The 21,092-nt window shown below is 35.3% G+C and carries 24 protein-coding genes; 15 read left to right on the plus strand and 9 right to left on the minus strand.

Annotated features, from left to right (window positions below; all coding sequences use genetic code 11):
* Positions 1-33: 33 nt before the first annotated feature.
* The 3 genes from BBI01_RS03160 to BBI01_RS03170 all read left to right on the plus strand — a co-directional run bounded on the left by BBI01_RS03160 (position 34) and on the right by BBI01_RS03170 (position 1,942).
* Positions 34-681, plus strand: coding sequence for a hypothetical protein (locus tag BBI01_RS03160; RefSeq protein ID WP_123862066.1), 648 nt, complete (start codon positions 34-36; stop codon positions 679-681).
* Positions 682-858: 177 nt separating this feature from the next.
* Positions 859-1,125 carry a transposase gene (locus tag BBI01_RS03165; protein WP_065393217.1) on the plus strand — a complete coding sequence of 89 codons (267 nt, stop codon included), beginning with the start codon at positions 859-861 and terminating at the stop codon, positions 1,123-1,125.
* 262 nt (positions 1,126-1,387) lie between these two features.
* Complete coding sequence (locus BBI01_RS03170) at positions 1,388-1,942, plus strand: integrase core domain-containing protein (protein WP_165602214.1); 555 nt, start codon at positions 1,388-1,390, stop codon at positions 1,940-1,942.
* A 287-nt stretch (positions 1,943-2,229) separates the two neighbouring features.
* On the opposite strand, the gene BBI01_RS03175 is transcribed toward BBI01_RS03170, so the two are convergent.
* Positions 2,230-2,586, minus strand: coding sequence for a hypothetical protein (locus tag BBI01_RS03175; protein ID WP_065393218.1), 357 nt, complete (start codon positions 2,584-2,586; stop codon positions 2,230-2,232).
* A gap of 114 nt (positions 2,587-2,700) precedes the next feature.
* On the opposite strand from BBI01_RS03175, the gene BBI01_RS03180 reads away from it, so the two are divergent.
* The 5 genes from BBI01_RS03180 to ychF all read left to right on the plus strand — a co-directional run bounded on the left by BBI01_RS03180 (position 2,701) and on the right by ychF (position 8,908).
* On the plus strand, positions 2,701-2,973 hold the full coding sequence (locus BBI01_RS03180; RefSeq protein WP_228393928.1) for a DUF1294 domain-containing protein: 273 nt from the start codon (positions 2,701-2,703) through the stop codon (positions 2,971-2,973).
* A 143-nt stretch (positions 2,974-3,116) separates the two neighbouring features.
* On the plus strand, positions 3,117-4,922 hold the full coding sequence (gene typA / locus BBI01_RS03185; protein WP_065393220.1) for a translational GTPase TypA: 1,806 nt from the start codon (positions 3,117-3,119) through the stop codon (positions 4,920-4,922).
* A 140-nt stretch (positions 4,923-5,062) separates the two neighbouring features.
* Positions 5,063-6,673 (plus strand): glycoside hydrolase family 10-like protein, encoded by a 1,611-nt coding sequence (locus BBI01_RS03190; RefSeq protein ID WP_065393221.1) that lies wholly within the window; start codon positions 5,063-5,065, stop codon positions 6,671-6,673.
* A 409-nt stretch (positions 6,674-7,082) separates the two neighbouring features.
* A complete protein-coding gene (locus tag BBI01_RS03195; RefSeq protein ID WP_065393222.1) occupies positions 7,083-7,634 on the plus strand; it encodes a ferritin in 552 nt (183 codons plus the stop codon).
* 182 nt (positions 7,635-7,816) lie between these two features.
* Complete coding sequence (gene ychF, locus BBI01_RS03200) at positions 7,817-8,908, plus strand: redox-regulated ATPase YchF (protein WP_065393223.1); 1,092 nt, start codon at positions 7,817-7,819, stop codon at positions 8,906-8,908.
* A 134-nt stretch (positions 8,909-9,042) separates the two neighbouring features.
* On the opposite strand, the gene BBI01_RS22450 is transcribed toward ychF, so the two are convergent.
* From BBI01_RS22450 to BBI01_RS03210, 4 genes are all read right to left on the minus strand, one after another.
* On the minus strand, positions 9,043-9,219 hold the full coding sequence (locus BBI01_RS22450; protein ID WP_123862068.1) for a ComC/BlpC family leader-containing pheromone/bacteriocin: 177 nt from the start codon (positions 9,217-9,219) through the stop codon (positions 9,043-9,045).
* A 50-nt stretch (positions 9,220-9,269) separates the two neighbouring features.
* The gene (locus BBI01_RS22455) at positions 9,270-9,443 is read right to left on the minus strand and encodes a bacteriocin (protein ID WP_123862069.1); all 174 of its coding nucleotides are present in this window, start codon (positions 9,441-9,443) and stop codon (positions 9,270-9,272) included.
* 33 nt (positions 9,444-9,476) lie between these two features.
* Entirely contained in the window at positions 9,477-9,668 is a 192-nt protein-coding gene (locus BBI01_RS03205; protein ID WP_065393224.1) for a hypothetical protein, read from the minus strand.
* A 217-nt stretch (positions 9,669-9,885) separates the two neighbouring features.
* The gene (locus BBI01_RS03210; RefSeq protein WP_065393225.1) at positions 9,886-10,098 is read right to left on the minus strand and encodes a hypothetical protein; all 213 of its coding nucleotides are present in this window, start codon (positions 10,096-10,098) and stop codon (positions 9,886-9,888) included.
* 444 nt (positions 10,099-10,542) lie between these two features.
* Here BBI01_RS03210 and BBI01_RS03220 point away from each other — a divergent pair, with 444 nt between their 5' ends.
* The gene (locus BBI01_RS03220; protein WP_065393227.1) at positions 10,543-11,481 is read left to right on the plus strand and encodes a helix-turn-helix domain-containing protein; all 939 of its coding nucleotides are present in this window, start codon (positions 10,543-10,545) and stop codon (positions 11,479-11,481) included.
* An 86-nt stretch (positions 11,482-11,567) separates the two neighbouring features.
* Positions 11,568-12,332, plus strand: a complete 765-nt coding sequence (locus tag BBI01_RS03225; protein ID WP_065393228.1) for an SDR family NAD(P)-dependent oxidoreductase — start codon at positions 11,568-11,570, stop codon at positions 12,330-12,332.
* Positions 12,333-12,403: 71 nt separating this feature from the next.
* Here the strand turns inward: BBI01_RS03225 and BBI01_RS03230 are convergent, their stop codons facing one another.
* From BBI01_RS03230 to BBI01_RS03240, 4 genes are all read right to left on the minus strand, one after another.
* Positions 12,404-12,607: a hypothetical protein gene (locus BBI01_RS03230; protein ID WP_065393229.1), complete on the minus strand. Its 204-nt coding sequence runs from the start codon at positions 12,605-12,607 to the stop codon at positions 12,404-12,406.
* A gap of 31 nt (positions 12,608-12,638) precedes the next feature.
* On the minus strand, positions 12,639-12,833 hold the full coding sequence (locus BBI01_RS03235) for a hypothetical protein (protein ID WP_065393230.1): 195 nt from the start codon (positions 12,831-12,833) through the stop codon (positions 12,639-12,641).
* Positions 12,834-12,870: 37 nt separating this feature from the next.
* Positions 12,871-13,041, minus strand: coding sequence for a bacteriocin (locus tag BBI01_RS22460; RefSeq protein ID WP_123862070.1), 171 nt, complete (start codon positions 13,039-13,041; stop codon positions 12,871-12,873).
* Positions 13,042-13,204: 163 nt separating this feature from the next.
* On the minus strand, positions 13,205-14,356 hold the full coding sequence (locus tag BBI01_RS03240) for a methionine aminotransferase (protein ID WP_065393231.1): 1,152 nt from the start codon (positions 14,354-14,356) through the stop codon (positions 13,205-13,207).
* Positions 14,357-14,776: 420 nt separating this feature from the next.
* Between BBI01_RS03240 and BBI01_RS03250 the strand changes: the two genes are divergently transcribed.
* The 5 genes from BBI01_RS03250 to BBI01_RS03270 all read left to right on the plus strand — a co-directional run bounded on the left by BBI01_RS03250 (position 14,777) and on the right by BBI01_RS03270 (position 21,073).
* On the plus strand, positions 14,777-16,663 hold the full coding sequence (locus BBI01_RS03250) for a DNA topoisomerase IV subunit B (protein WP_065393233.1): 1,887 nt from the start codon (positions 14,777-14,779) through the stop codon (positions 16,661-16,663).
* A 117-nt stretch (positions 16,664-16,780) separates the two neighbouring features.
* Positions 16,781-17,257 carry a hypothetical protein gene (locus BBI01_RS03255; protein WP_065393234.1) on the plus strand — a complete coding sequence of 159 codons (477 nt, stop codon included), beginning with the start codon at positions 16,781-16,783 and terminating at the stop codon, positions 17,255-17,257.
* A 6-nt stretch (positions 17,258-17,263) separates the two neighbouring features.
* Complete coding sequence (locus BBI01_RS03260; RefSeq protein WP_065393235.1) at positions 17,264-19,855, plus strand: DNA gyrase/topoisomerase IV subunit A; 2,592 nt, start codon at positions 17,264-17,266, stop codon at positions 19,853-19,855.
* Between the two features lie 10 nt (positions 19,856-19,865).
* Complete coding sequence (locus BBI01_RS03265; RefSeq protein ID WP_065393236.1) at positions 19,866-20,420, plus strand: hypothetical protein; 555 nt, start codon at positions 19,866-19,868, stop codon at positions 20,418-20,420.
* An 11-nt stretch (positions 20,421-20,431) separates the two neighbouring features.
* On the plus strand, positions 20,432-21,073 hold the full coding sequence (locus tag BBI01_RS03270) for a rhomboid family intramembrane serine protease (RefSeq protein WP_065393237.1): 642 nt from the start codon (positions 20,432-20,434) through the stop codon (positions 21,071-21,073).
* The last annotated feature ends 19 nt before the right edge of the window (positions 21,074-21,092 follow it).

Consider the following 21,092-nt stretch of genomic DNA (forward strand, 5'->3'; position numbering starts at 1 on the left):
ACATGTAAAAAATAATAAAAGAAAAATAAATTTATGCGAAATTATATTGCACTTATAACAATATTAGTTTTTTTATCATGCACAAAAAATAATATAAAAGTAAATGAAACTTGTAACACGATAAAAGAAACAACACGACAATTAAAATTCCGACCGTTAGGAAATAAAAATTTATCATTATTTAATTTTCCCAAACATTGGACTGTTCAAGTATTTGATGAAGGAGAGTCAATGACAAGAGAAGATTCACTTCATAAAAAAAATATGGAACAAGTGGATTTTTTTGATGATATAAAGGGAAAAAGTATTAAAGCTAATACATATAAAAAAGCACTCTTAGATAATGATAAAAAAGAAAAGATAGATTCTTTATTTTTAATTGACTCATATTCAATTTTAAATAAACAGATTGTTTATTTAAAATATTATAAAACTATTAATGATTCAAATTATGATTTTTCTCCTTCTGAAAAAAAAATTGATGTTTTAATATATGATCAAAATAATTTAATAAAAAGATTAAATGTATATTCTAGTAAGAATTATCCATCTATTGTTGAAAAAAAAATTGGTTATTTAGATGAATTAGGAATGTTGTTTATGAAAACTTTTGAGATAGATGAAGAAGGTGTAACTTCTACTACCAATAAAACAATAAATTGTAAGGAATATCTAAAATAAAATGCTAAAAAAAATACTTATTAATTTTCTGTAGTTTGATAATATTTATTTCAGGGCAGACATTACACACTTCTGACAAATCGGTAAACTTCCCTGTTTTGGTAAACTTCCCTGTTTTGGTAAACTTCCCTGTTTTTCAGACAAATTAAAATTATTAAATTTAGTTTGTTAAACATTATGAAAAAGAGCAAATTTTCAGAACATCAGATTATCCATATTCTGAAAGAATATGAATCTGGGAAAGCGACAAAAGACATTTGTCGTGAGTATTGTATTTCTGCTCCTACTTTCTACCAATGGAAGCAGAAGTATGGAGGAATGGATGCGCAACACCTTAAGGAGCTTAAAGCTTTACAGGCAGAAAATGCCCGTCTAAAGCGGATGTTTGCTGATCTGAGTCTGGACCATCGTATCTTAAAAGATATCATAGAAAAAAAGCTTTAAAGCTCTGTGAACGAAAGGAGCTGGCTGAAGGGGTAATTAGTGAAACAGGAATCAGTGTTCACAGAGCCTGTAAGATTGTGTGCATGAGCCGTAGCATGTATTATTATGGGAATAAAAAAGATGATCAGGCAGTTGTTCAAAATTACTGGATTTAGCAGAAAGATACCCAACAAGGGGATTCGAAACCTATTATGGCAAGATACGTTTGGAAGGTTTGCTTTGGAACAGAAAAAGAGTACTTCGCGTTTATCGGAATATGAACTTGAAACTAAGGGTTAAGCGTAAACGTCGTATTCCAAAACGAATTAAGGAGAAGCTGATGGTTCCAGGTAGAATCAATGAGACATGGTCAATTGATTTTATGAGTGATGCTTTGTCTAATGGGCGGAGGTTTAGACTACTGAATGTCATTGATGGTTACAATAGGGAATCATTGATCAACGAGGCTTTTTATTCAATTCCTGGAGTCAGATTAGTACAAAAGCTAAAGGAATTAATCGTACACAGACCTAAGCCAAAGAATATAAGGACTGATAACGGTCCAGAATTTCTTTCCAAAGTTTTTGTAGATTTCTGCAAGGTTAATGATATTGAACTTCAATATATCCAACCTGGAAAACCTGCCCAAAATGCATATATTGAACACTTAAACCATACATTTAGAGAAGACGTTTTGGATGCATATCTATTCGGATCTATAATGGAAGTAAATGCAATTGCTTATGAGTGGCAAATCGATTACAACAGTAATCATCCGCACACATCTTTAAATGGACTTAGTCCTTGGCTATATGCTAAAGAATCTTTAGTCAATTAGAATGGATTTTATATTTATTAACTGTTTGAAAAAAGGTAAGTCTTCACATTGAAGAAAATAAAATAATCCACAATAGTCAATGTAAAGATTTCATAGACTGAAAAAATTATCACTTAAAAAGCCGCAAGATATTAATTGAATCAATAGTGTTCACCTTATAAAAGAGATATATAACAAAAGTAATGTAGATATTAATCTTTTATTTTTTAACTTTCAAATTTTAGTATTAAACAAATGAAAGTTATGTAAAAATATTTTTAAAATCTGAGTATTAACTTACTATTTAATCAATTCAAAAACTCCGCCCCCTTCACTCTTACACAATACTCACTTCCCAGATATAAAGGGTTCCCATGCTTTTCAGACCAGAAACCATCCAGGATATCTTTACTTAGGCAGCGGTATACGACAACGCCTTTATAGATGTTATGGTCATCACCTTCATAATGGAAGTTGAGCACCAGAATTTGGTTTTTATAGAAACCTGTTCCGTTCTGGATATGATCACCAATCATCCATTGTGCTATAATGCGGTTGTTTTCATCCACGGATAAAGTCAATATTCCCTGATAGGAAAATTGGTCAGATTCCTCTTGGTTGCTTCCTTTGATTGAATAAGTTCCAGCCAGATCATGTACGGTCATTGATTGAATTTTTTGAATGGCAAATTTAAAAAATCTTATTTTGATGGCATTACAAATATTTTGTCCAGGACTTTAGAGCATTGCTTTCCTGTATATCAATTAAACTTTATACTTTTGCAGCAAATTAATGTAAGAATGCTTCCTTTTCTGTTGATCGCCAACCTGATTACATTCGGAGTCTTTGGATTCGATAAACTGCAAGCCAAGAGACAACAATGGAGAATTTCAGAGAATGCCCTTCTGGGACTTTCTCTTATCGGTATTGTGGGAGCGGCTTCCGGAATGATCCTTTTCAATCATAAAACTTCCAAAAAGTCTTTTCTGGTGAAGTTTTTCATTGTCGCTTTAATAGATGTTGTATTGCTTTACAGGCTGATAAGACATTAGTCTGGATTGATTTTATTTCCCTAATTATTAGCTTTTTCAATAGAGATTTATGTAAATTTCTCATTATGAAATTGTTAAATATTACATAATCTTTTTAATTAATTCATTTAAAATCACTATTTTTGCACCCGTAAAAATCCTATATGCAAAACATTAGAAATATTGCGATTATCGCACACGTTGACCACGGGAAGACGACTTTGGTTGACAAGATCATCCACGCAACTAACATTTTCAGAGAAAATCAGGAGAGTGGAGAATTAATTATGGATAACAATGATCTTGAAAGAGAAAGAGGGATCACCATCTTATCCAAGAATATTTCTGTTACCTATAAAGACACAAAAATTAACGTAATCGATACTCCTGGTCACGCCGATTTCGGTGGAGAAGTAGAAAGAGTATTAAAAATGGCTGATGGGGTTATTTTGTTAGTGGATGCGTTCGAAGGACCAATGCCACAGACAAGATTCGTACTTCAGAAAGCTTTAGAATTAGGGTTGAGACCATTAGTGGTTATCAATAAAGTAGATAAACCAAACTGTCGTCCGGACGAAGTTCACGACCAGGTATTTGATTTATTCTTCAACCTTGAAGCTACTGAAGAGCAGTTAGATTTCCCAACATTCTACGGTTCTTCTAAGCAAGGTTGGTTCAACACTTCATTAGAGCAGACTGAAGATATTTTACCATTATTAGATGGTATCCTGGAACACGTACCAGCTCCGAAAGTAACTGAAGGTAACCTTCAGATGCAGATTACTTCTCTTGATTTCTCTTCTTTCTTAGGAAGAATTGCTATCGGAAAAGTAACAAGAGGAGAGATCAAAGAATCTCAGTGGATTGGTCTTGCACAGGCAGACGGTAAAGTTTTGAAAGGTAAAGTAAAAGAACTTTACGTTTTCGAAGGTCTAGGAAAGAAAAAAGTAACTGAAGTACAGGCAGGTGATATCTGTGCTGTAGTAGGTTTCGATGCATTCCAGATCGGTGATTCATTTGTAGATCTTGAAAACCCTGAACCATTGGAAAGAACTGCTATTGATGAGCCTACATTGAACATGACGTTCTCTATCAACAATTCACCTTTCTTCGGTAAAGACGGTAAATATGTTACTTCAAACCACCTTAAAGAAAGATTAACTAAAGAATTAGAGAAAAACTTAGCATTAAGAGTTCAACAGACTGATGATGCGAACACTTTCCTAGTATTCGGTAGAGGTATTCTTCACTTATCTGTTTTGATCGAAACAATGAGAAGAGAAGGGTACGAAATGACTATCGGACAGCCACAGGTTATCCTAAGAGAAATTGACGGAGTAAGCTGTGAGCCTTACGAATCTTTAGTAGTAGACGTTCCTGAAGAATATGCATCAAGAGTTATCGACTTGGCAACTCAGAGAAAAGGTGACCTTCACATAATGGAAACTAAAGGAGAAATGCAGCATATGGAATTCGAAATTCCTTCAAGAGGATTGATCGGATTACGTTCTCAGATGTTGACAGCTACTGCAGGTGAAGCTATTATGGCACACCGTTTCACAGAATACAAGCCTTTCAAAGGAGCTATTCCTGGAAGAAACAATGGAGTATTGATCAGCAAAACTACAGGTCCTGCTACAGAATATTCAATTGCTAAACTACAGGATAGAGGTAAGTTCTTCGTAGATCCGGGTGAGGAAATCTACACTGGGATGATCATTGGTGAACAAAACAAACCTGGAGACTTGGTAGTAAACATCGTAGAAGCAAAACAGCTGAACAACATGAGAGCTTCCGGAAAAGATAAAGATACAGGTGTAGCACCAAAAATCTTATTCTCACTGGAAGAATGTATGGAATATATCCAGGCTGATGAAGCAATCGAGGTAACTCCAAACTTTATCAGAATGAGAAAGAAAGTACTTTCAGAAGAAGAAAGAAAAAGATTGGAAAGATCTGCGAAAGCGTAATCGTTTCGAATCAAAAATCATATCATATAGAAAAGCCTCGAATTTTTCGGGGCTTTTTTTCTAAGGAATAGGAAAAATTGTTTATTTTTTCAAGACGAAATCCGAAATAGTAAAATATAAATTAAAGTAGTTTTGCGACTATGAGAATGAATAAATTAAAACTTATCGTTTTATTGGGAGTGTTTGCATCATACAGTACTTCATGTTCCGTTCAGAACAATGTTACAAAGACCCCACCTGTAAAAAATACACCTAAACCCAACAATAATACCAATCCGCCAAAGCAACCTGTAACAGGTACTAAACCTACGCCTGGGGCTTCTACAGATGACAATTTCAGAACCACTCTTCCAGAAATCAAAAGAGAATTCCGTGGAGCATGGATCGCAAGTGTAGCGAATATCAACTGGCCTTCGAGAAATGATCTTACCGTAGATCAGCAGAAAGCAGAAGCTATCAATATGCTGGAAACACTGAAAAATAATAACTTCAATGCCGCTATTTTCCAGATCAGACCCTCAGCAGATGCTTTATATACAAGTAATATTGAGCCTTGGTCTTATTTCCTGACAGGAGAGACAGGAACAGCACCTTACCCTAACTATGACCCGCTTCAGTTTTGGATTGAAGAAGCACATAAAAGAGGCTTGGAACTTCATGTCTGGCTAAACCCTTACCGTGCTCATCATAGTAATGGAGGTGCCGTAAATAAACTGTCGATGGTTAATAAGCTTTCCGACATTGTTGTAAGACTAAAGAACGGAATGTATTGGTTTGATCCGGCAAATCCTAAAACGCAGGGGCACGTTTCCAATGTAGTAAAGGATATTGTAAAAAGATATGATATCGATGCTATTCATTTCGATGACTACTTCTATCCGTATGCGACATACAACAAAGGAGCAGACTTTCCAGATAATGCAACGTGGAACGCTTATGTAAGCAGTGGTGGAACATTGTCAAGAGCAGACTGGAGAAGAGATAATGTGAACAAATTTGTAGAACGTATCTACAAAGAAATTCATGCAGAAAAAAATAATGTGAAATTCGGAATCAGCCCATTTGGAATCTGGAAACCCGGTTATCCGGCAGGAGTTGTAGGATCTTCACAATATGATGAGCTTTACGCTGATGCAAAGTTATGGTTGAATAAAGGCTGGGTAGATTATTTCTCACCACAATTATATTGGCCTATTGATTCTAAAGGACAAGCTTTTGAATCTTTATTAAACTGGTGGCAGTCTGAAAATACGATGAAACGTCACTTATGGCCTGGTTTAAATACAGTGGAAATCAGAGTCTCTGACCGTCCTACAGAAATTAAAAACCAAATTGAAATCTCCAGAAAAGTTTTGAAAAATGACGCAGGAGAAATTCACTGGAGTATAGCAGGGCTTACAAAAAATCCCGGAATGCTTCCAACATTGAAAAACGGACCATACGCTGAAAAAGCGTTGACTCCAAAATCTCCATGGATAAAAGCTGTACCATTACAAACGCCTACCTTGTTTGCTACGGACAATGGAAGCTTTGTACAGACAAGCTGGAGTACAAAGAATGCAGCAGATGTTTTCCAATGGGTACTTTTCACACAGTATAATGGAGTTTGGGATACCGAAATTCTAACGCTGGATACCCTTTCAAAAGACATTCCTAAGTTTAAAGATGGAAAGAAACTAAGTGGAGTAGCCATCAAAGCAATTGACAGACTTGGAAATGAAAGCGATTATATGGCTAAGAAAATTAAATAAAAAGCTAAAAACAAGAGCATAATTATAGATGCTGCCGTTTTATAGATACAAAAAGGTTCAACTTTCGTTGAACCTTTTTTATGAACAAGTATATCACTAGATAGAAGATATTGTCTACATATATTTCATATGAGTTCAAAATCTAAATATCTCCTCCAGCTTATTAAAATTGATTTCTTTTTTAGCCACTAATGCACGAATTAATAAAAAAATAACTTAAGTGTTAAAAAACATACATAATCATCTCACATAAAACAATCCCTACTTTTTAGAATAACTATAAATTATGAATTTAAAATGAAGATAATCAGGGTGATATGATTTTGTGGTATCTGTTTTTATACACAATAATACCCTTATCGGAACCATTTTTGCATGACTACTCCCATAATCACCAAAATATAACATTATGAATACTAACAGACTTTCCGCAAATGTGGAAAAAGCACTTAGTGACCAGATGAATAAGGAAATTCATGCATCACACGTTTTTCTATCGTATGGAATTTGGGCAGACGACAAAGGCTATCAGGGAATTGCCAATTTTCTTTACCGACATGCCCAGGAAGAAAGAAACCATTCCATCAAGTTTATGGAATATATTTTAAACAGAGGCGGAAAACCTAAAGTAGAAGCAATACCGGCTCCACCAGCCGATCCGGAATCATTAACAGCTTGTTTTGACGGTGTTTTCAAACATGAAGTAGACAACACAACAGCAATTTATAAAATCGTAGATCTTTCTATGGAGGAAAAAGACTGGGCAACCTGGAATTTTATGCAATGGTTTGTACAGGAACAGATAGAAGAAGAAACACTTGCTCAGAACCTTATAGATAAATTAAAAATTGCAGGGGGAGACAGAGCTACTGATGAATCTTTATTCACTTTGGATAAAACATTACAGGAAGCTCCGAACAATGTGCCATTAGCACAGGACGCCACAGGAGATAATCCGTAAAATATACATTGAAAAATTTAAACTATTTGAAAATCTGTCAGAACAACTGGCAGATTTTTTTATTATGAAACTCCCTCAAAAATCACTATCTTTGCAAACTCGTAATTCAAGGTTCGGTATTCAATATTTAAGTTGTAGAACCTTTGACTTACATCTAAACCTTAAACTTTGAATTTTACAATATGAAATGTGGAATTGTAGGCCTGCCGAATGTAGGTAAATCAACTCTTTTTAACTGTTTGAGTAATGCAAAAGCTCAGTCAGCAAACTATCCTTTCTGTACTATTGAACCGAACCTTGGAACGGTTTCTGTACCAGATCAGAGATTGTTTGAATTGGAGAAAATCGTAAAACCGGAAAGAGTTTTACCGGCAGTAGTTGAAATCGTTGACATTGCAGGCCTTGTAAAAGGTGCCAGCAAAGGAGAAGGATTAGGAAATCAGTTCCTTGCTAATATCCGTGAGTGTGAGGCGATTATCCACGTTTTAAGATGTTTTGATAACGGAAATATCGTTCACGTAGAAGGTTCAGTAGACCCGTTAAGAGACAAAGAAATCATTGATATTGAGCTACAGCTGAAAGACCTTGAAACAGTAGGAAAAGCAGTTGAAAAAGCGAAGAAATTCATCAAATCCGGTAAAAAAGAAGACATCCTTACTTACGAAACACTTCAAAACTTACAGAAGTTTCTTGAAGACGGTAAGAATGCAAGAGAATTTGCAGTAGATGATTTTACAAAATCAATCATTGGTGAAGTTCAGCTTTTAACAAATAAACCAGTACTTTACGTTTGTAATGTAGATGAAAACTCTATTAAAAACGGAAACGACTGGATCGCTAAAATTGAGGAAATGGCTAAAAATGAAGGCGCTGAAGTTGTTGTATTAGCTGCTCAGATTGAAGCTGATATCAATGAACTTGAGACTTTTGAAGAAAGAGAAATTTTCCTTGACGAATTAGGGCTTACAGAACCGGGAGTAAACCGTTTGATCAGAAAAGCTTATGATCTTTTAAAACTTCAGACTTACTTCACAGCTGGAGTAAAAGAAGTAAGAGCATGGACAATCGGACAGGGATGGACAGCTCCTCAAGCTGCTGGGGTGATCCACACAGACTTTGAAAAAGGATTCATCCGTGCAGAAGTAATCAAGTATAATGATTATGTAACGTATGGATCTGAAGTAAAAGTAAAAGAAGCCGGAAAACTTTCAGTAGAAGGTAAGGAATATATCGTTCAGGATGGTGACATCATGCACTTCAGATTCAACGTATAAGAAAAAATATTAAAGTTAGTTTATAAAAAAGCGCTTCCATGAATTTGGGGGCGTTTTTTGCGATTAAACTTGTATGCTGAAAGAAAAACACTCCCGATGCCGGGAGTGCTTAGGCTGTAATTTTAGATTTTATTTTAATTCCATGGATCTACAGGTTCCAAAACAAATCTGCATACTGTTTCTGCACATTGCGGTCCTGTTGCCATACATTCTTTTGTCAAGGGATTCATGCATCTCATGAGTCCTCCAGTAATAGATCTTAATGCTCTTTTGTCAAGCTTTTTTCCTTTGTTTAAATTCTGATTTTTCATGGATTTCTAGTTTTAAAATGTTAAAATAAATAGATATGTTTTAGTAACTATTAAAATGGAAATGGCGGTTCAAGTACATATCTGCACTGTCTTTCCGCGCATCGTATTCCTGTTTCTCTGCAAAGTCCCGTTTCATGATCAATACACATCAGTAATCCTCCTTTGATGGTTTTTAACTCCTTTTTATTGAGCTTTTTACCATTGTTTAATCTTTGGTTTTTCATAGTGTTGTATTTTAATGATTTGAATATGAGTGATTATTCTATAATAATAGGTGCCGGTCTGCATTCCTTTTGTCCGCAGACAGGAGAAATAATAGTGCAGCCGTTTGGATAAGGAGACTCACACGGCTCATAAGGAATTGGGCAAGGCACCGGTTCCATACAGTTTAATAATCCACCGGTAATGAATCTTAATTCTTTTTTATTTAATTTTTTTCCGTTTTTCATAATATAGTTTTATTAAAATTAGTCTTGAGTAATTTGTGGTCTGCACTCTATCTGTGCACAGCCTATGGAAATAATAGAGCATCCTGTGTTAGGTTCACAAGGAGGATCGTTACAGATTACCGGCTTGTAGCAGTCGAGCTTTCCACCCTGTATTATTTTTAGCTCCTTTTTATTCAGTTTTTTACCGTTTTTCGTGACATTTAATTTTCATGGGCTATTAAATTTCCTCTATCGGAGCTTGCGGTCTGCATACTTTTTGAGCACAAGCCATAGAAATGGTGCTGCAGTTTCTGACATCTCCCGGCGGGTAAATTTCACATGGTGGATCTGTACAAAGAATAGGTTCCATGCAGTTAAGCATTCCTCCCTGGATGGTTTTCAGTTGTTTTTTGTTTAACCTTTTACCGCTTGTTAAAAATTTGTGATTCATGTTTTTGATTTTTAATAAGTTAGTTAAATACTAAAGTAGTAAAAATAATAATATGTATATCACTTATTATGGAAAAAATGAAATAAATATTGAATTAGTCTCAAGAATTAAGTAGTATTGTTCGTTTTTAATTAATAAATTTAATGAAAGGCTTTTGGTATCTTATCTCGTGTTTTTAGGGAAGCAAAAAGGAGAAAATCAACTTATTTCATTGATTTTTTCAAAGCAAATATATATCCATCAAGTTTATCAAATGATAAAGTCGCACTTCTTAGATTCCTAAAATAAAGCATTTGAATCTTTTGACTTTGAGATTAAAAACATGCCGTTTCTTCGACAAAAAAGATAGATTTTGTTCTGATCACCAACTTTTACAACTGAACTAAATATTTTGTTTTCATTAAAAACCAACTTTGTATATTTGAATTTTACAAACAATCTGTGATGGAAAAAATAGCTCATACTTCACTGGAAGACTTTTACAGAGAAATGACAGCAAAACTAGGGAAGAACCTTGAAGATATTTTTCCGAAAGGACTTCATAAAGATATCGGACATTTCAATGTTTTTGATATTGCACAGACTATAGAAAGAGTAAAAACTACGGCAGAAATGCCTTATAACAGGCGTAAATATTACAAGATCAGCCTGATCCGAGGAAAAAACCGCGCAGAATATGCTGATAAAGTAATCTCTATAAAACAAAACGCTTTATTATTTGCTACTCCGAAAGTGCCTTATCACTGGATTCCCGAAGATGCACAGCAGTCCGGAAGTTTTTGTGTATTTACAGAGGATTTTCTTTTTAAAGACCGATCTTACAACAGCCTGGAAGGCTTGCCTATTTTTCAGCCGGGAGGTGTTCCTGTATTTGAAATTGATGATCAGCTTGCAGATGAAATAGGATTGCTTTTTAATAAAATACAGCGTGAGATAGATTCTGACTATGTTTTTAAGTATGATCTGATCAGAAACTATGTACTGGAACTGATTCATTACGGGCAAAAACTTCAGCCGGCTACAAAAATATCAATGTCAAATGACGCTTCAATGAGAGTGGTTTCTTTATTTATTGAATTATTGGAAAGACAGTTTCCCATAGAATCTTTAGAGCAAAGACTCAAGCTTAAAACCGCAAAAGATTTTGCCGACAGATTGGCGGTACATGTCAATTATCTTAATAAAAGATTGAAAGAAAGTACAGGAAAAACAACTACGGAATTTATTGGAGACCGTGTCATTCAGGAAGCTAAAATCCTTTTAAAGCAAACCCAATGGAATGTTTCTGAAATCTCCTATGCCCTAGGCTTCGAAGAAATAGCGCATTTCTCAAACTTTTTTAAAAGAAAAACATCATTTACACCTTTGGAATTTCGCTCATGATTTGAATTTTGCAAATTTCAGATTGATTCATTCAAACTGTTATCCCTTGAAATATCTCAACTTTGTCTCATTAAAAACAACAAAATATGGATACAAGAACAAAAATAGCACTCATTACAGGTGGAAACCGTGGTTTAGGTAAGAATTCTGCACTTAAAACGGCTGAAAGAGGATTAGATATTATTATTACTTACAGAAGCAATAAGGAAGAAGCTGATGAAGTAGTGAATCAGATAAAAAGTATGGGAAGAAATGCCGTTGCGTTTCAACTGGATACAAAAGAAAGAAAAAGTTTTGATGCCTTTGTAAAGAATGTTACGGATCATTTACAAACTGCTACAGGAAGTCCCAATATTGATTATCTGGTCAATAATGCCGGAACAGCTTTGTATGCACCGATTACTGATGTTACAGAAGAACAGATGGATGATATCGTGGATATTCACTTCAAAGGAGTCTTCTTTCTGACGCAGAAGTTGTTGCCGTTTATCAATGATGGTGGTGGAATCGTTAATATTTCTTCAGGATTGGCAAGATTTGCAACACCGGGTTCTTCAGTATATGGATCTGTAAAAGCTGGTGTGGAGATGCTTACAAAATACATGGCAAAAGAGCTTGGTCCAAGAAGAATTAAAGCCAATACTGTAGCTCCGGGGGCTATAGAAACAGATTTTGGAGGCGGAAGAGTAAGAGATAATAAAGATATCAATGCGGTAGTAGCCGGTGCTACAGCGCTGGGAAGAGTCGGTCTGCCGGATGATATTGGTGGAGTGGTAGCGTTTTTATGTACAGAAGATGCGGGATGGATCAACGGGCAAAGAATTGAAGTTTCCGGCGGAATGTTCCTTTAATCTGAATTCAGAAATATTATTTTTTAAAAAAAAGAAAAGAACCAACTCGATAAAGTTGGTTCTTTTTATGATTATAAGCCTCCTGGTTCCGGAAGTACAATAGGTCCTTCAGGATCTATTGGTTCCAAAGGCTCTGGCAGTTGGCATTTCTGTTCCCTGCAGCCAGGTCCTATAAATTTACAATAACCGTTTGGAGCGCAAGGATAATCACCAAGACCTCCGTGGATAGCTTTCAATTCAGACTTTGCTAATTTTTTTCCTTTGTTTAGTTTCATATTTTCATGGTTTTGGAATTTAAATTATATACTAAGGTCTACAGATTTTCTGTCCGCAAGAAGGGGAGATCATTGCACAGCCATTTTCATCAACATTTGGTGGACATGGATCAAGAGGTGGCAGGCAGATCTTCTGTGCAGGCATACAATCCAGCATACCTCCTGCAATTGATCTTAATTCTTTTTTATTAAGTTTTTTTCCTTTAGTTAAAGTTTGATTTTTCATAATAACATTATTTAATATTGTTAGAGTTATGACAGAATTAATCCCATGGTTGCTCTGGTTGTCCTGGCTTACATTGATCTTCTGCACACTTTGGATGATATTGTCTGCATCTTAATGAAGCATCAAGGCACATTAATAGACCTCCGGTGATTGTTCGCAGTTCTTTTTTGTTCAGTTTTTTTGCCTGTGAGGAAGTTTTACTTTTCATGATTCTGATTTTTAAATAGTTAGTTATTACGAATATATGAAAAGTTTTAACAATATATCACTTATTGAAGAAAAAATATAAGTATAGCGTTTCTTTACTTATCCTTGAAAATGAATAAGTTTGCTGATATTAAACTAAAAACTCGTTGAGTAAGCCTAAGTGTTTATTTCACTTTTGAAAGGTTTTCAAGGGCTCTTTCTAGAGTTTCCTGCTTTTTTGCAAAGCACAAGCGGATTACATTTTCATTCACTTTGTTTTTATAAAATGATGAAAAAGGAACACTTGCCACCTTGTGGTTAATCGTTAGTTCTGTTGCAAAGTCAATATCACTTTTGTCGGAAATCTTACTATACTGTAAAGCTTGGAAATAGGTTCCTTCACAATCCAGTAATTCAAATGAAGTACCGGAAAGACCCTTCCTTAAAAAGTCTCTCTTTTCCTGGAAAAACTGGTTCAGATAAGTATAATGCTCATCATTTTTCATATACTCAGCCAAGGCAAGCTGAATAGGAGTGTTAACACAGAAAACATTGAATTGATGTACTTTTCTGAATTCATCAGTTAATGCCTTCGGAGCAGCACAGTATCCCACTTTCCATCCGGTGACATGGAAGAGCTTTCCAAATGAAGCGACAAGAAGACTTCTTTCCTTAAGTTCAGGATATTTGCAGATACTTAAATGCTGTTTTCCGTCAAAAACAATATTCTCATATACTTCATCACTCAGAATGAGAATAGAAGTTCCTTTTACGATTCCGATGAGCTCTTTAATGTCTTCTTCTTTCAATATCTTTCCTGATGGATTGTTCGGGTTATTGAGGATGATCATTTTGGTTTTATCACTGATCAGACTTTTTACTGCTGTCCAGTCAATCTGATAATTCGGAGCTTTCATTTCGAATCTTTTTACAATCCCTCCAAAAAGATCTACTGTAGGCTCGTAGCAATCATAGGCGGGTTCAAAAATGATGACTTCATCGTCTTTCTTGATGAAAGTGGCAATAGCCGTAAAGATAGCCTGCGTACCACCTGCTGTAACGGTTATTTCAGAATCAGGATGATAAGAAGCCTGATGGCTGTTTTCAATTTTCCTTGCGATCTCTTCTTTTAAACCAATCATCCCACCAAGCGGAGCATATTGATTAAATCCTTTTTTAATAAACTCATCTACATGGTTTAGCAATTCAGAATCCGGCATGAAATCAGGGAATCCCTGTGATAAATTAATAGCTTCATTTTCATTGGCTAATTGTGTCATCTGACTGAAAATAGTAGTCCCAACATTGGAAAGTTTCGATAAAGGAAGTTGTATCATAAAGAAGATTTTATTGATATCGAATTTAATGAATTATTTAAAACGAACCCTATTTAAATATTTTTTGTATTCCTTCTGGGAGATCTATTTGGTGAAATGTGATTTTTTTAACCATATAGATGCATTGGTTTATACATTTATGATGATTAGAAATCTCTTTTAGGTTTAAAATCTGCGCTAATTTTATAGTTTGAAAATGCAAAGGCGCGGGGAATTTAAGATTGTTGTTTCTTTTATTTTTTTTGATAAAAATAGAATCAATTAGCATATAGACGATTACTTCTTGTGCTTCATTCAATTAAGTCTACTTTTTTGATGTAGGCTTGCTGATTTAGCGATGAATGTTGATAAAAAAATGAACGTTAAAATTCGGATAATTTTGTACAATTTCGTACTTTTGTGTGTTTGCTGAAATCATATATGTCACAAGAAATAAATCCAACCTACTCAGAAGATAATATCAGAACCCTCGATTGGCAGGAACATATCCGTTTGCGTCCCGGCATGTACATCGGGAAGCTTGGTGATGGTTCTTCTGCTGATGATGGTATTTACATTTTGCTTAAAGAAATCCTTGATAACTCCATTGATGAGTTCAGGATGAGAGCAGGAAAAAGAATTGAAATAAAGCTGGATGACGGAAAAGTAACCATCCGTGACTTTGGTCGTGGAATTCCGTTGGGAAAAGTGGTAGATGCTGTTTCCAAAATGAATACCGGTGGTAAGTACGACAGTAAAGCATTTAAAAAATCTGTCGGATTGAATGGTGTGGGTACCAAAGCGGTAAATGCTCTTTCAGATTATTTCCGTGTACGTTCATTCCGTGACGGAAAGATGAAAGCTGCTGAGTTTTCTCGAGGTATTATCAAAGAGAGCTTTGATGAAAAAGAAACGTCAGACAGAAACGGAACTGAAATTTCATTCATTCCTGATGGAGACATTTTCCTGCATTTTAAGTACAGAAAAGAGTATATCGAAAGAATGCTCCGTAATTATGCTTATCTGAATCCGGGATTAAAAATTCTTTTCAATGGAGAAACCTATTTCTCGGAAAACGGTCTTAAAGATTTGTTGGAAGAGGAATTGGAAAGCGATATTCTTTATCCGATTGTTCACCTAAAGGATGAGGATATTGAAGTAGCAATTACCCATTCAGATAAATCTCAGACAGAAACCTATTTCTCATTCGTTAACGGACAGAATACCACACAGGGAGGAACGCATCTTAATGCTTTCCGAGAAGCTTATGTGAAAACGATCCGTGAATTCTTTAATAAGAGTTTCGATGCTTCTGATATCAGAAAATCGATCATAGCCGCAATTTCCATCAATGTTGAGGAGCCGGTGTTTGAATCTCAGACTAAAACCAAGCTGGGATCTAATGATATGGGACCTAATGGACCTACGGTAAGAACCTTTATCATTGATTTCTTAAAGAGCAAGCTTGATAATTTCCTGCACAAGAATCCTGAAATTGCAGAAGCGATTCAAAGAAAGATTTTAATCTCTGAAAGAGAAAGAAAAGAACTTTCAGGAATTCAGAAGCTGGCTAGAGAAAGAGCGAAAAAAGTTTCTCTTCACAATAAAAAACTTCGTGACTGCAGACAGCATTATAATGATCAGAAGGCGGAAAGAAAAGGAGATACACAGATCTTCATTACTGAGGGAGACTCTGCATCCGGATCGATCACTAAATCAAGAGATGTGGAAACTCAGGCAGTATTTTCATTAAAGGGTAAACCTTTGAACTGCTATGGGCTTACTAAGAAAGTAGTTTACGAAAACGAAGAATTTAACCTTCTTCAGGCTGCACTGAACATTGAAGAAAGTCTGGAAGATCTTAGGTATAATCAGGTAATTATTGCAACCGATGCCGATGTTGACGGAATGCACATTCGTCTGTTGATGATTACTTTTTTCCTGCAATTCTTTCCGGATCTTATTAAAAACGGACACCTTTATATTCTTCAGACCCCTTTATTCAGGGTGAGAAATAAAAAAGAAACCAGATACTGCTATTCAGAGGCAGAAAGAGTAAAAGCATTAAATGATTTAGGGAAAAACCCTGAGATTACCCGATTTAAGGGACTTGGAGAAATTTCACCTGATGAATTCAAGCATTTTATCGGAAAAGATATAAGGTTGGAGCCTGTAGTAGTAGGAAAGGATCTGACCATAGAACAATTGTTAGAATTTTATATGGGGAAAAACACTCCGGACAGACAAACGTTTATTCTTGAAAATCTGGTAGTGGAAGATGATACCGATATTGATAAAAAGAAAATTCTTGATGAAATAGAAAATTAAGAAACTATAGCATTTAGACTCAATACCTTTTCGTATAAAACGATACAGCTATTGATTAAAAAAACACATTTTGGATGAAAAGTAATTAATTTGACACTTTGTAACCCCAAAATCACAATGAGACTAAGTAATCGTAATAAAGCATCGGTTTATAATTTTATAAGCACGCTGCTGATCATGATGACCGTGTTTGGAATCTTAGGATTTCTTGCCAACAAATATAGGTTTAATGCCTTAGGAAATGAAAGCTATTTACTGATCATTATTCCTGTATTATTGCTGGCTATTTTTCTTCTTAACGGAAGACAGATCTTCGAATATGATAGCGATGGAGAAGCGCTGAATTTTAAAAACAGGAATATTATTCCCTTTTTAAATAAAGCTCTACATGATGAATTTCCAAAATACAAACTGAGAAAGTATGATATAGTCAGTGTTTTCTTTGTAAAGAGACTATATATTACCGTTTCAAGCAAGAATAATGGAGCTACAATGCTTAAATATCAAATTTCTTATTTGACGAGAAAAGAAGTAAACGATTTAAAAATATCTCTGAATAAAGTAGTGAAAGCTAATAAAGAGAAAAAAGATTAAAAACGAATGACGACAGAAGAATATTCGCATGAGGGTGAAAGCTTAAAGAAAGTTTCTGGTCTGTATAAAGACTGGTTTCTGGATTATGCTTCCTATGTAATTCTGGATAGGGCAATCCCTTCCGTATATGACGGATTGAAGCCTGTACAAAGGAGAATCATGCACTCTATGCGCGAGCTGGAGGACGGACGTTATAATAAGGTGGCAAATATCGTGGGAAATACCATGAAATACCACCCTCATGGTGACGCTTCCATTACAGATGCCATGGTACAGATCGGACAGAAAGAATTACTGATTGATACTCAGGGAAACTGGGGAAATATCTATACAGGAGATTCTGCCGCTGCCGCTAGGTATATTGAAGCAAGACTGACTCCTTTTGCCCTGGAAGTAGTATTTAACCCTAAAACTACGGAATGGACAAAATCCTATGACGGAAGAAATAACGAGCCTATCGACCTTCCGGTTAAATTTCCATTGCTTCTTGCACAGGGAGTGGAAGGAATTGGGGTTGGACTTTCCACCAAGATACTTCCACACAATTTTAATGAATTGATCAATGCTTCTGTTGCCTATTTAAAAGGAAAGAAATTTGAATTATATCCTGACTTTTTAACAGCAGGTTATCTGGATGTTTCTGAATATAATGACGGACACAGAGGCGGAAAAGTAAGAGCCAGAGCTAAAATTACCCAAACAGATAAACATTTGTTGGTGATCTCTGAGCTTCCATATTCCAAAACCACAAGTGATCTGATTGATTCTATCCTGAAAGCCAATGAAAAAGGAAAGATCAAGATCAAAAAAATTGAGGATAATACTTCAGATAAAGTAGAGATTCTGATCCATATTCATAATGATGTTTCACCTGATAAAACAATAGATGCTTTATATGCATTTACAGACTGTCAGGTAACTATTTCCCCTAATGCTTGTGTGATCGTAGGAGATAAACCTATGTTTATGAATGTATCTGATATTCTGAAAATGAATACGGATCATACGGTTTCATTGCTTAAAAAAGAGCTTGAAATAGAACTTCATGAGCTTCAGGAAAGCTGGCATTTCTCTTCATTGGAAAGAATTTTCATCGAGAACAGAATTTATCACGACATTGAAGAGGTGAAAACCTGGGAAGATGTTTTGAAAACCATTGATGCCGGATTAAAACCTCATACAGGACATCTTTTAAGAGCCGTTACGGAAGAAGACATTTTAAAATTAACAGAAATCAGAATCAAGAGAATTTCAAGATTCGATTTAGATAAGTTTAAAGAGAATATTGCTGCTCTTGAAGGTAAAATAGAGCAGGTAAAATACCACCTTGCCAATCTGATTGCGTATGCTATTGATTATTATTTAAATATTCAGAAGAAGTACGGAAAAGATAAGCAGAGAAAAACTGAGCTTAGAATATTTGATACCATTGATGCCACTAAAGTTGCGGTAGCTAATGAAAAGTTCTATGCCAATTTCGAAGAAGGCTTTATCGGAACTTCCCTGAAAAAAGACCAGTATTTATTTGATTGTTCTGATATTGATGATATCATTACTTTCAGAAAAGATGGTAGCATGAAGGTAGTAAAAGTAGAAGCAAAAACCTTCATTGGAAAAGATATTCTTCACGTTGCCATATGGAAGAAAAACGATAAGAGAACGGTCTATAATATGATCTACCGTGAAGGTAGGGAAGGACCATACTATATGAAACGTTTTTCTGTAACCGGAGTAACCAGAAATACAGATTATCCGTTGGCTTCAGATAAAAAAGGATCAGAAACGTTATATTTTTCAGCAAATCCTAATGGAGAAGCAGAAACAGTTACCGTTCTTTTAAAACCTAATCCGAGAATCAGGAAGAATAAAATGGAGATCAATTTCTCTGAACTTGCTATCAAAGGACGTGATTCCAAAGGAAATCTGGTGACCAAGTATGCGGTGAAGAAAGTGGATATGAAGGAAGAAGGGGTTTCTACGCTGGCACCAAGAAGAATCTGGTTTGATGATACCGTAAGAAGACTAAATGCCGACGCAAGAGGTACCTTATTGGGAAGTTTCAAAGGAGATGACAGAATTTTAACCATCAATACAAATGGGGAAGTTAAGTTAGTTTCTTTTGATCTTGGAAACCGTTTTGATGACGAATATCTGGTATTGGAAAAATGGAGACCGGAGCAGCCTATTACCTGTATCTATTATGATGGAGAGAAAGATATTTACTTTATCAAGCGATTCTTACTGGAAAATACGGCGAACGTACAAACTTTCATGCCATCCGAACATCCGAAGTCATTCATTGAAAATGTAATTGTGGCTAATGATGCAACGGCAGAAATTATTTTTGCTAAAGATAAAGGTAAAGACCGTGATCCTGAAACTGTAAATATTGACGAATTTATTGCTGTAAAAGGAATAAAAGCAATCGGGAACCAGTTTACAAAGTTCAAGGTAAAAGCTATTAATATTACTATTCCTGAACCTGTAGAAGAAGAGCCGGAAGTATATGAAGATCCAGAACCAACCGGAGATACCGATGAAGATGGCGGAGTGATCGGAGACTTATTCCAGGGGGATGTAGACAACGAAACAGAATAAAATAGATTACATGAAAAAAAGTTTATTTCCCACATTATTACTGATCGGTTTATTAAGCTTTTCATGTAAAGAAAAGAAAACTGTAGAAACCAAAGTTGTAAAAACAGAATCTAAGATAAAGGCAGTTCAGGACAGTATTCCGGAAGAAAATGATGAAGAAGAGGTAAAAAAGAGTGACCTTGAGTATGAAGTTCTGGATAATAATAGTTTTCAAAAATGGAAAGGAGAATATTTCCTTGAATATAAGGACTATGCCGGAGAAGGAAACGCCGTTATTAAAGTAAAACTACAGCTTAATGAACCTGAGTTCAATAATCTGTGGATCTGGTGGGAAGCCCCGAACGAAAAGAATAGTGATACCATCAGTATCTTCGGAAGTTTTGGTAAAGCAGATGAGGCTAACACCAAAATAAAGTTCTTACCTGAAGTAGAAGCTGGCGATGGAAGAGGAATGGAAAAAGATTATTTTCTCTATGAAAAAGACAACAAATTTTACATTAAATCAGGGATGATTCCTTCTGAATATGGTGAACATAAAAAAATTCTTATCAAAAAAGTAAAATAAAAAGACATCAGATGAGTATTGTAGTTTTAATTATCATTGCCATCACATGTATCTTCAGTTACATGGGATTCAACAATACGGCTTTATTTGAAAAATATAAATTCAACGTCGGTGCAATTGCCAACCGTAAAGAATATATAAGACTGATCAGCTCAGCATTTTTACATGCGGATTTCATGCACCTGTTCTTTAATATGCTTTCTTTGTATTTCTTTCAGGGCGTTGTTATTCATTTCTTTGGAGAAATAGGGTTTCTGATTGTGTATTTTGGGTCAATGATCTTAGGAAACGTATTCAGCTTACAGATTTACCAAAAACAACCTTGGTATTCTGCCATTGGAGCATCAGGAGCCGTTTCAGGAATCATTTTTGCCTCCATAGCAATGGCACCGAACGAGATCAGTGTAAACTTCCTGCCGGGATGGTTATTTGGAACATTATATTTCGGATATTCCGTATACATGATGCTGAATCCGAAGCAATGGGATAACCTGGGACACGCTGCACACCTTGGAGGAGCCTTTTTCGGGCTTGTTTACTCTATTGTAATGCATCCGCAGCTGGCAATGAGCAATATCGTATATTTGGGAGTAATGTCACTTCCATTGATTTATCTGGGTTACCAGATCTTTGTCAGGAAACGAATAGGCTAAAGACTATTTTTTAATTTAA

Source organism: Chryseobacterium artocarpi (genome assembly GCF_001684975.1).
Taxonomy (GTDB): Bacteria; Bacteroidota; Bacteroidia; order Flavobacteriales; family Weeksellaceae; genus Chryseobacterium; species Chryseobacterium artocarpi.

Bases quoted from the DNA above. Each gene is read 5' to 3' on its own strand.
- BBI01_RS03160 (WP_123862066.1), top strand. From the start codon at position 34: ATGCGAAATTATATTGCACTTATAACAATATTAGTTTTTTTATCATGC.
- BBI01_RS03165 (WP_065393217.1), top strand. From the start codon at position 859: ATGAAAAAGAGCAAATTTTCAGAACATCAGATTATCCATATTCTGAAA.
- BBI01_RS03175 (WP_065393218.1), bottom strand. From the start codon at position 2,586: ATGACCGTACATGATCTGGCTGGAACTTATTCAATCAAAGGAAGCAAC.
- typA (WP_065393220.1), top strand. From the start codon at position 3,117: ATGCAAAACATTAGAAATATTGCGATTATCGCACACGTTGACCACGGG.
- BBI01_RS03190 (WP_065393221.1), top strand. From the start codon at position 5,063: ATGAGAATGAATAAATTAAAACTTATCGTTTTATTGGGAGTGTTTGCA.
- BBI01_RS03195 (WP_065393222.1), top strand. From the start codon at position 7,083: ATGAATACTAACAGACTTTCCGCAAATGTGGAAAAAGCACTTAGTGAC.
- ychF (WP_065393223.1), top strand. From the start codon at position 7,817: ATGAAATGTGGAATTGTAGGCCTGCCGAATGTAGGTAAATCAACTCTT.
- BBI01_RS22450 (WP_123862068.1), bottom strand. From the start codon at position 9,219: ATGAAAAATCAGAATTTAAACAAAGGAAAAAAGCTTGACAAAAGAGCA.
- BBI01_RS22455 (WP_123862069.1), bottom strand. From the start codon at position 9,443: ATGAAAAACCAAAGATTAAACAATGGTAAAAAGCTCAATAAAAAGGAG.
- BBI01_RS03205 (WP_065393224.1), bottom strand. From the start codon at position 9,668: ATGAAAAACGGAAAAAAATTAAATAAAAAAGAATTAAGATTCATTACC.
- BBI01_RS03210 (WP_065393225.1), bottom strand. From the start codon at position 10,098: ATGAATCACAAATTTTTAACAAGCGGTAAAAGGTTAAACAAAAAACAA.
- BBI01_RS03220 (WP_065393227.1), top strand. From the start codon at position 10,543: ATGGAAAAAATAGCTCATACTTCACTGGAAGACTTTTACAGAGAAATG.
- BBI01_RS03225 (WP_065393228.1), top strand. From the start codon at position 11,568: ATGGATACAAGAACAAAAATAGCACTCATTACAGGTGGAAACCGTGGT.
- BBI01_RS03230 (WP_065393229.1), bottom strand. From the start codon at position 12,607: ATGAAACTAAACAAAGGAAAAAAATTAGCAAAGTCTGAATTGAAAGCT.
- BBI01_RS03235 (WP_065393230.1), bottom strand. From the start codon at position 12,833: ATGAAAAATCAAACTTTAACTAAAGGAAAAAAACTTAATAAAAAAGAA.
- BBI01_RS22460 (WP_123862070.1), bottom strand. From the start codon at position 13,041: ATGAAAAGTAAAACTTCCTCACAGGCAAAAAAACTGAACAAAAAAGAA.
- BBI01_RS03240 (WP_065393231.1), bottom strand. From the start codon at position 14,356: ATGATACAACTTCCTTTATCGAAACTTTCCAATGTTGGGACTACTATT.
- BBI01_RS03250 (WP_065393233.1), top strand. From the start codon at position 14,777: ATGTCACAAGAAATAAATCCAACCTACTCAGAAGATAATATCAGAACC.
- BBI01_RS03255 (WP_065393234.1), top strand. From the start codon at position 16,781: ATGAGACTAAGTAATCGTAATAAAGCATCGGTTTATAATTTTATAAGC.
- BBI01_RS03260 (WP_065393235.1), top strand. From the start codon at position 17,264: ATGACGACAGAAGAATATTCGCATGAGGGTGAAAGCTTAAAGAAAGTT.
- BBI01_RS03265 (WP_065393236.1), top strand. From the start codon at position 19,866: ATGAAAAAAAGTTTATTTCCCACATTATTACTGATCGGTTTATTAAGC.
- BBI01_RS03270 (WP_065393237.1), top strand. From the start codon at position 20,432: ATGAGTATTGTAGTTTTAATTATCATTGCCATCACATGTATCTTCAGT.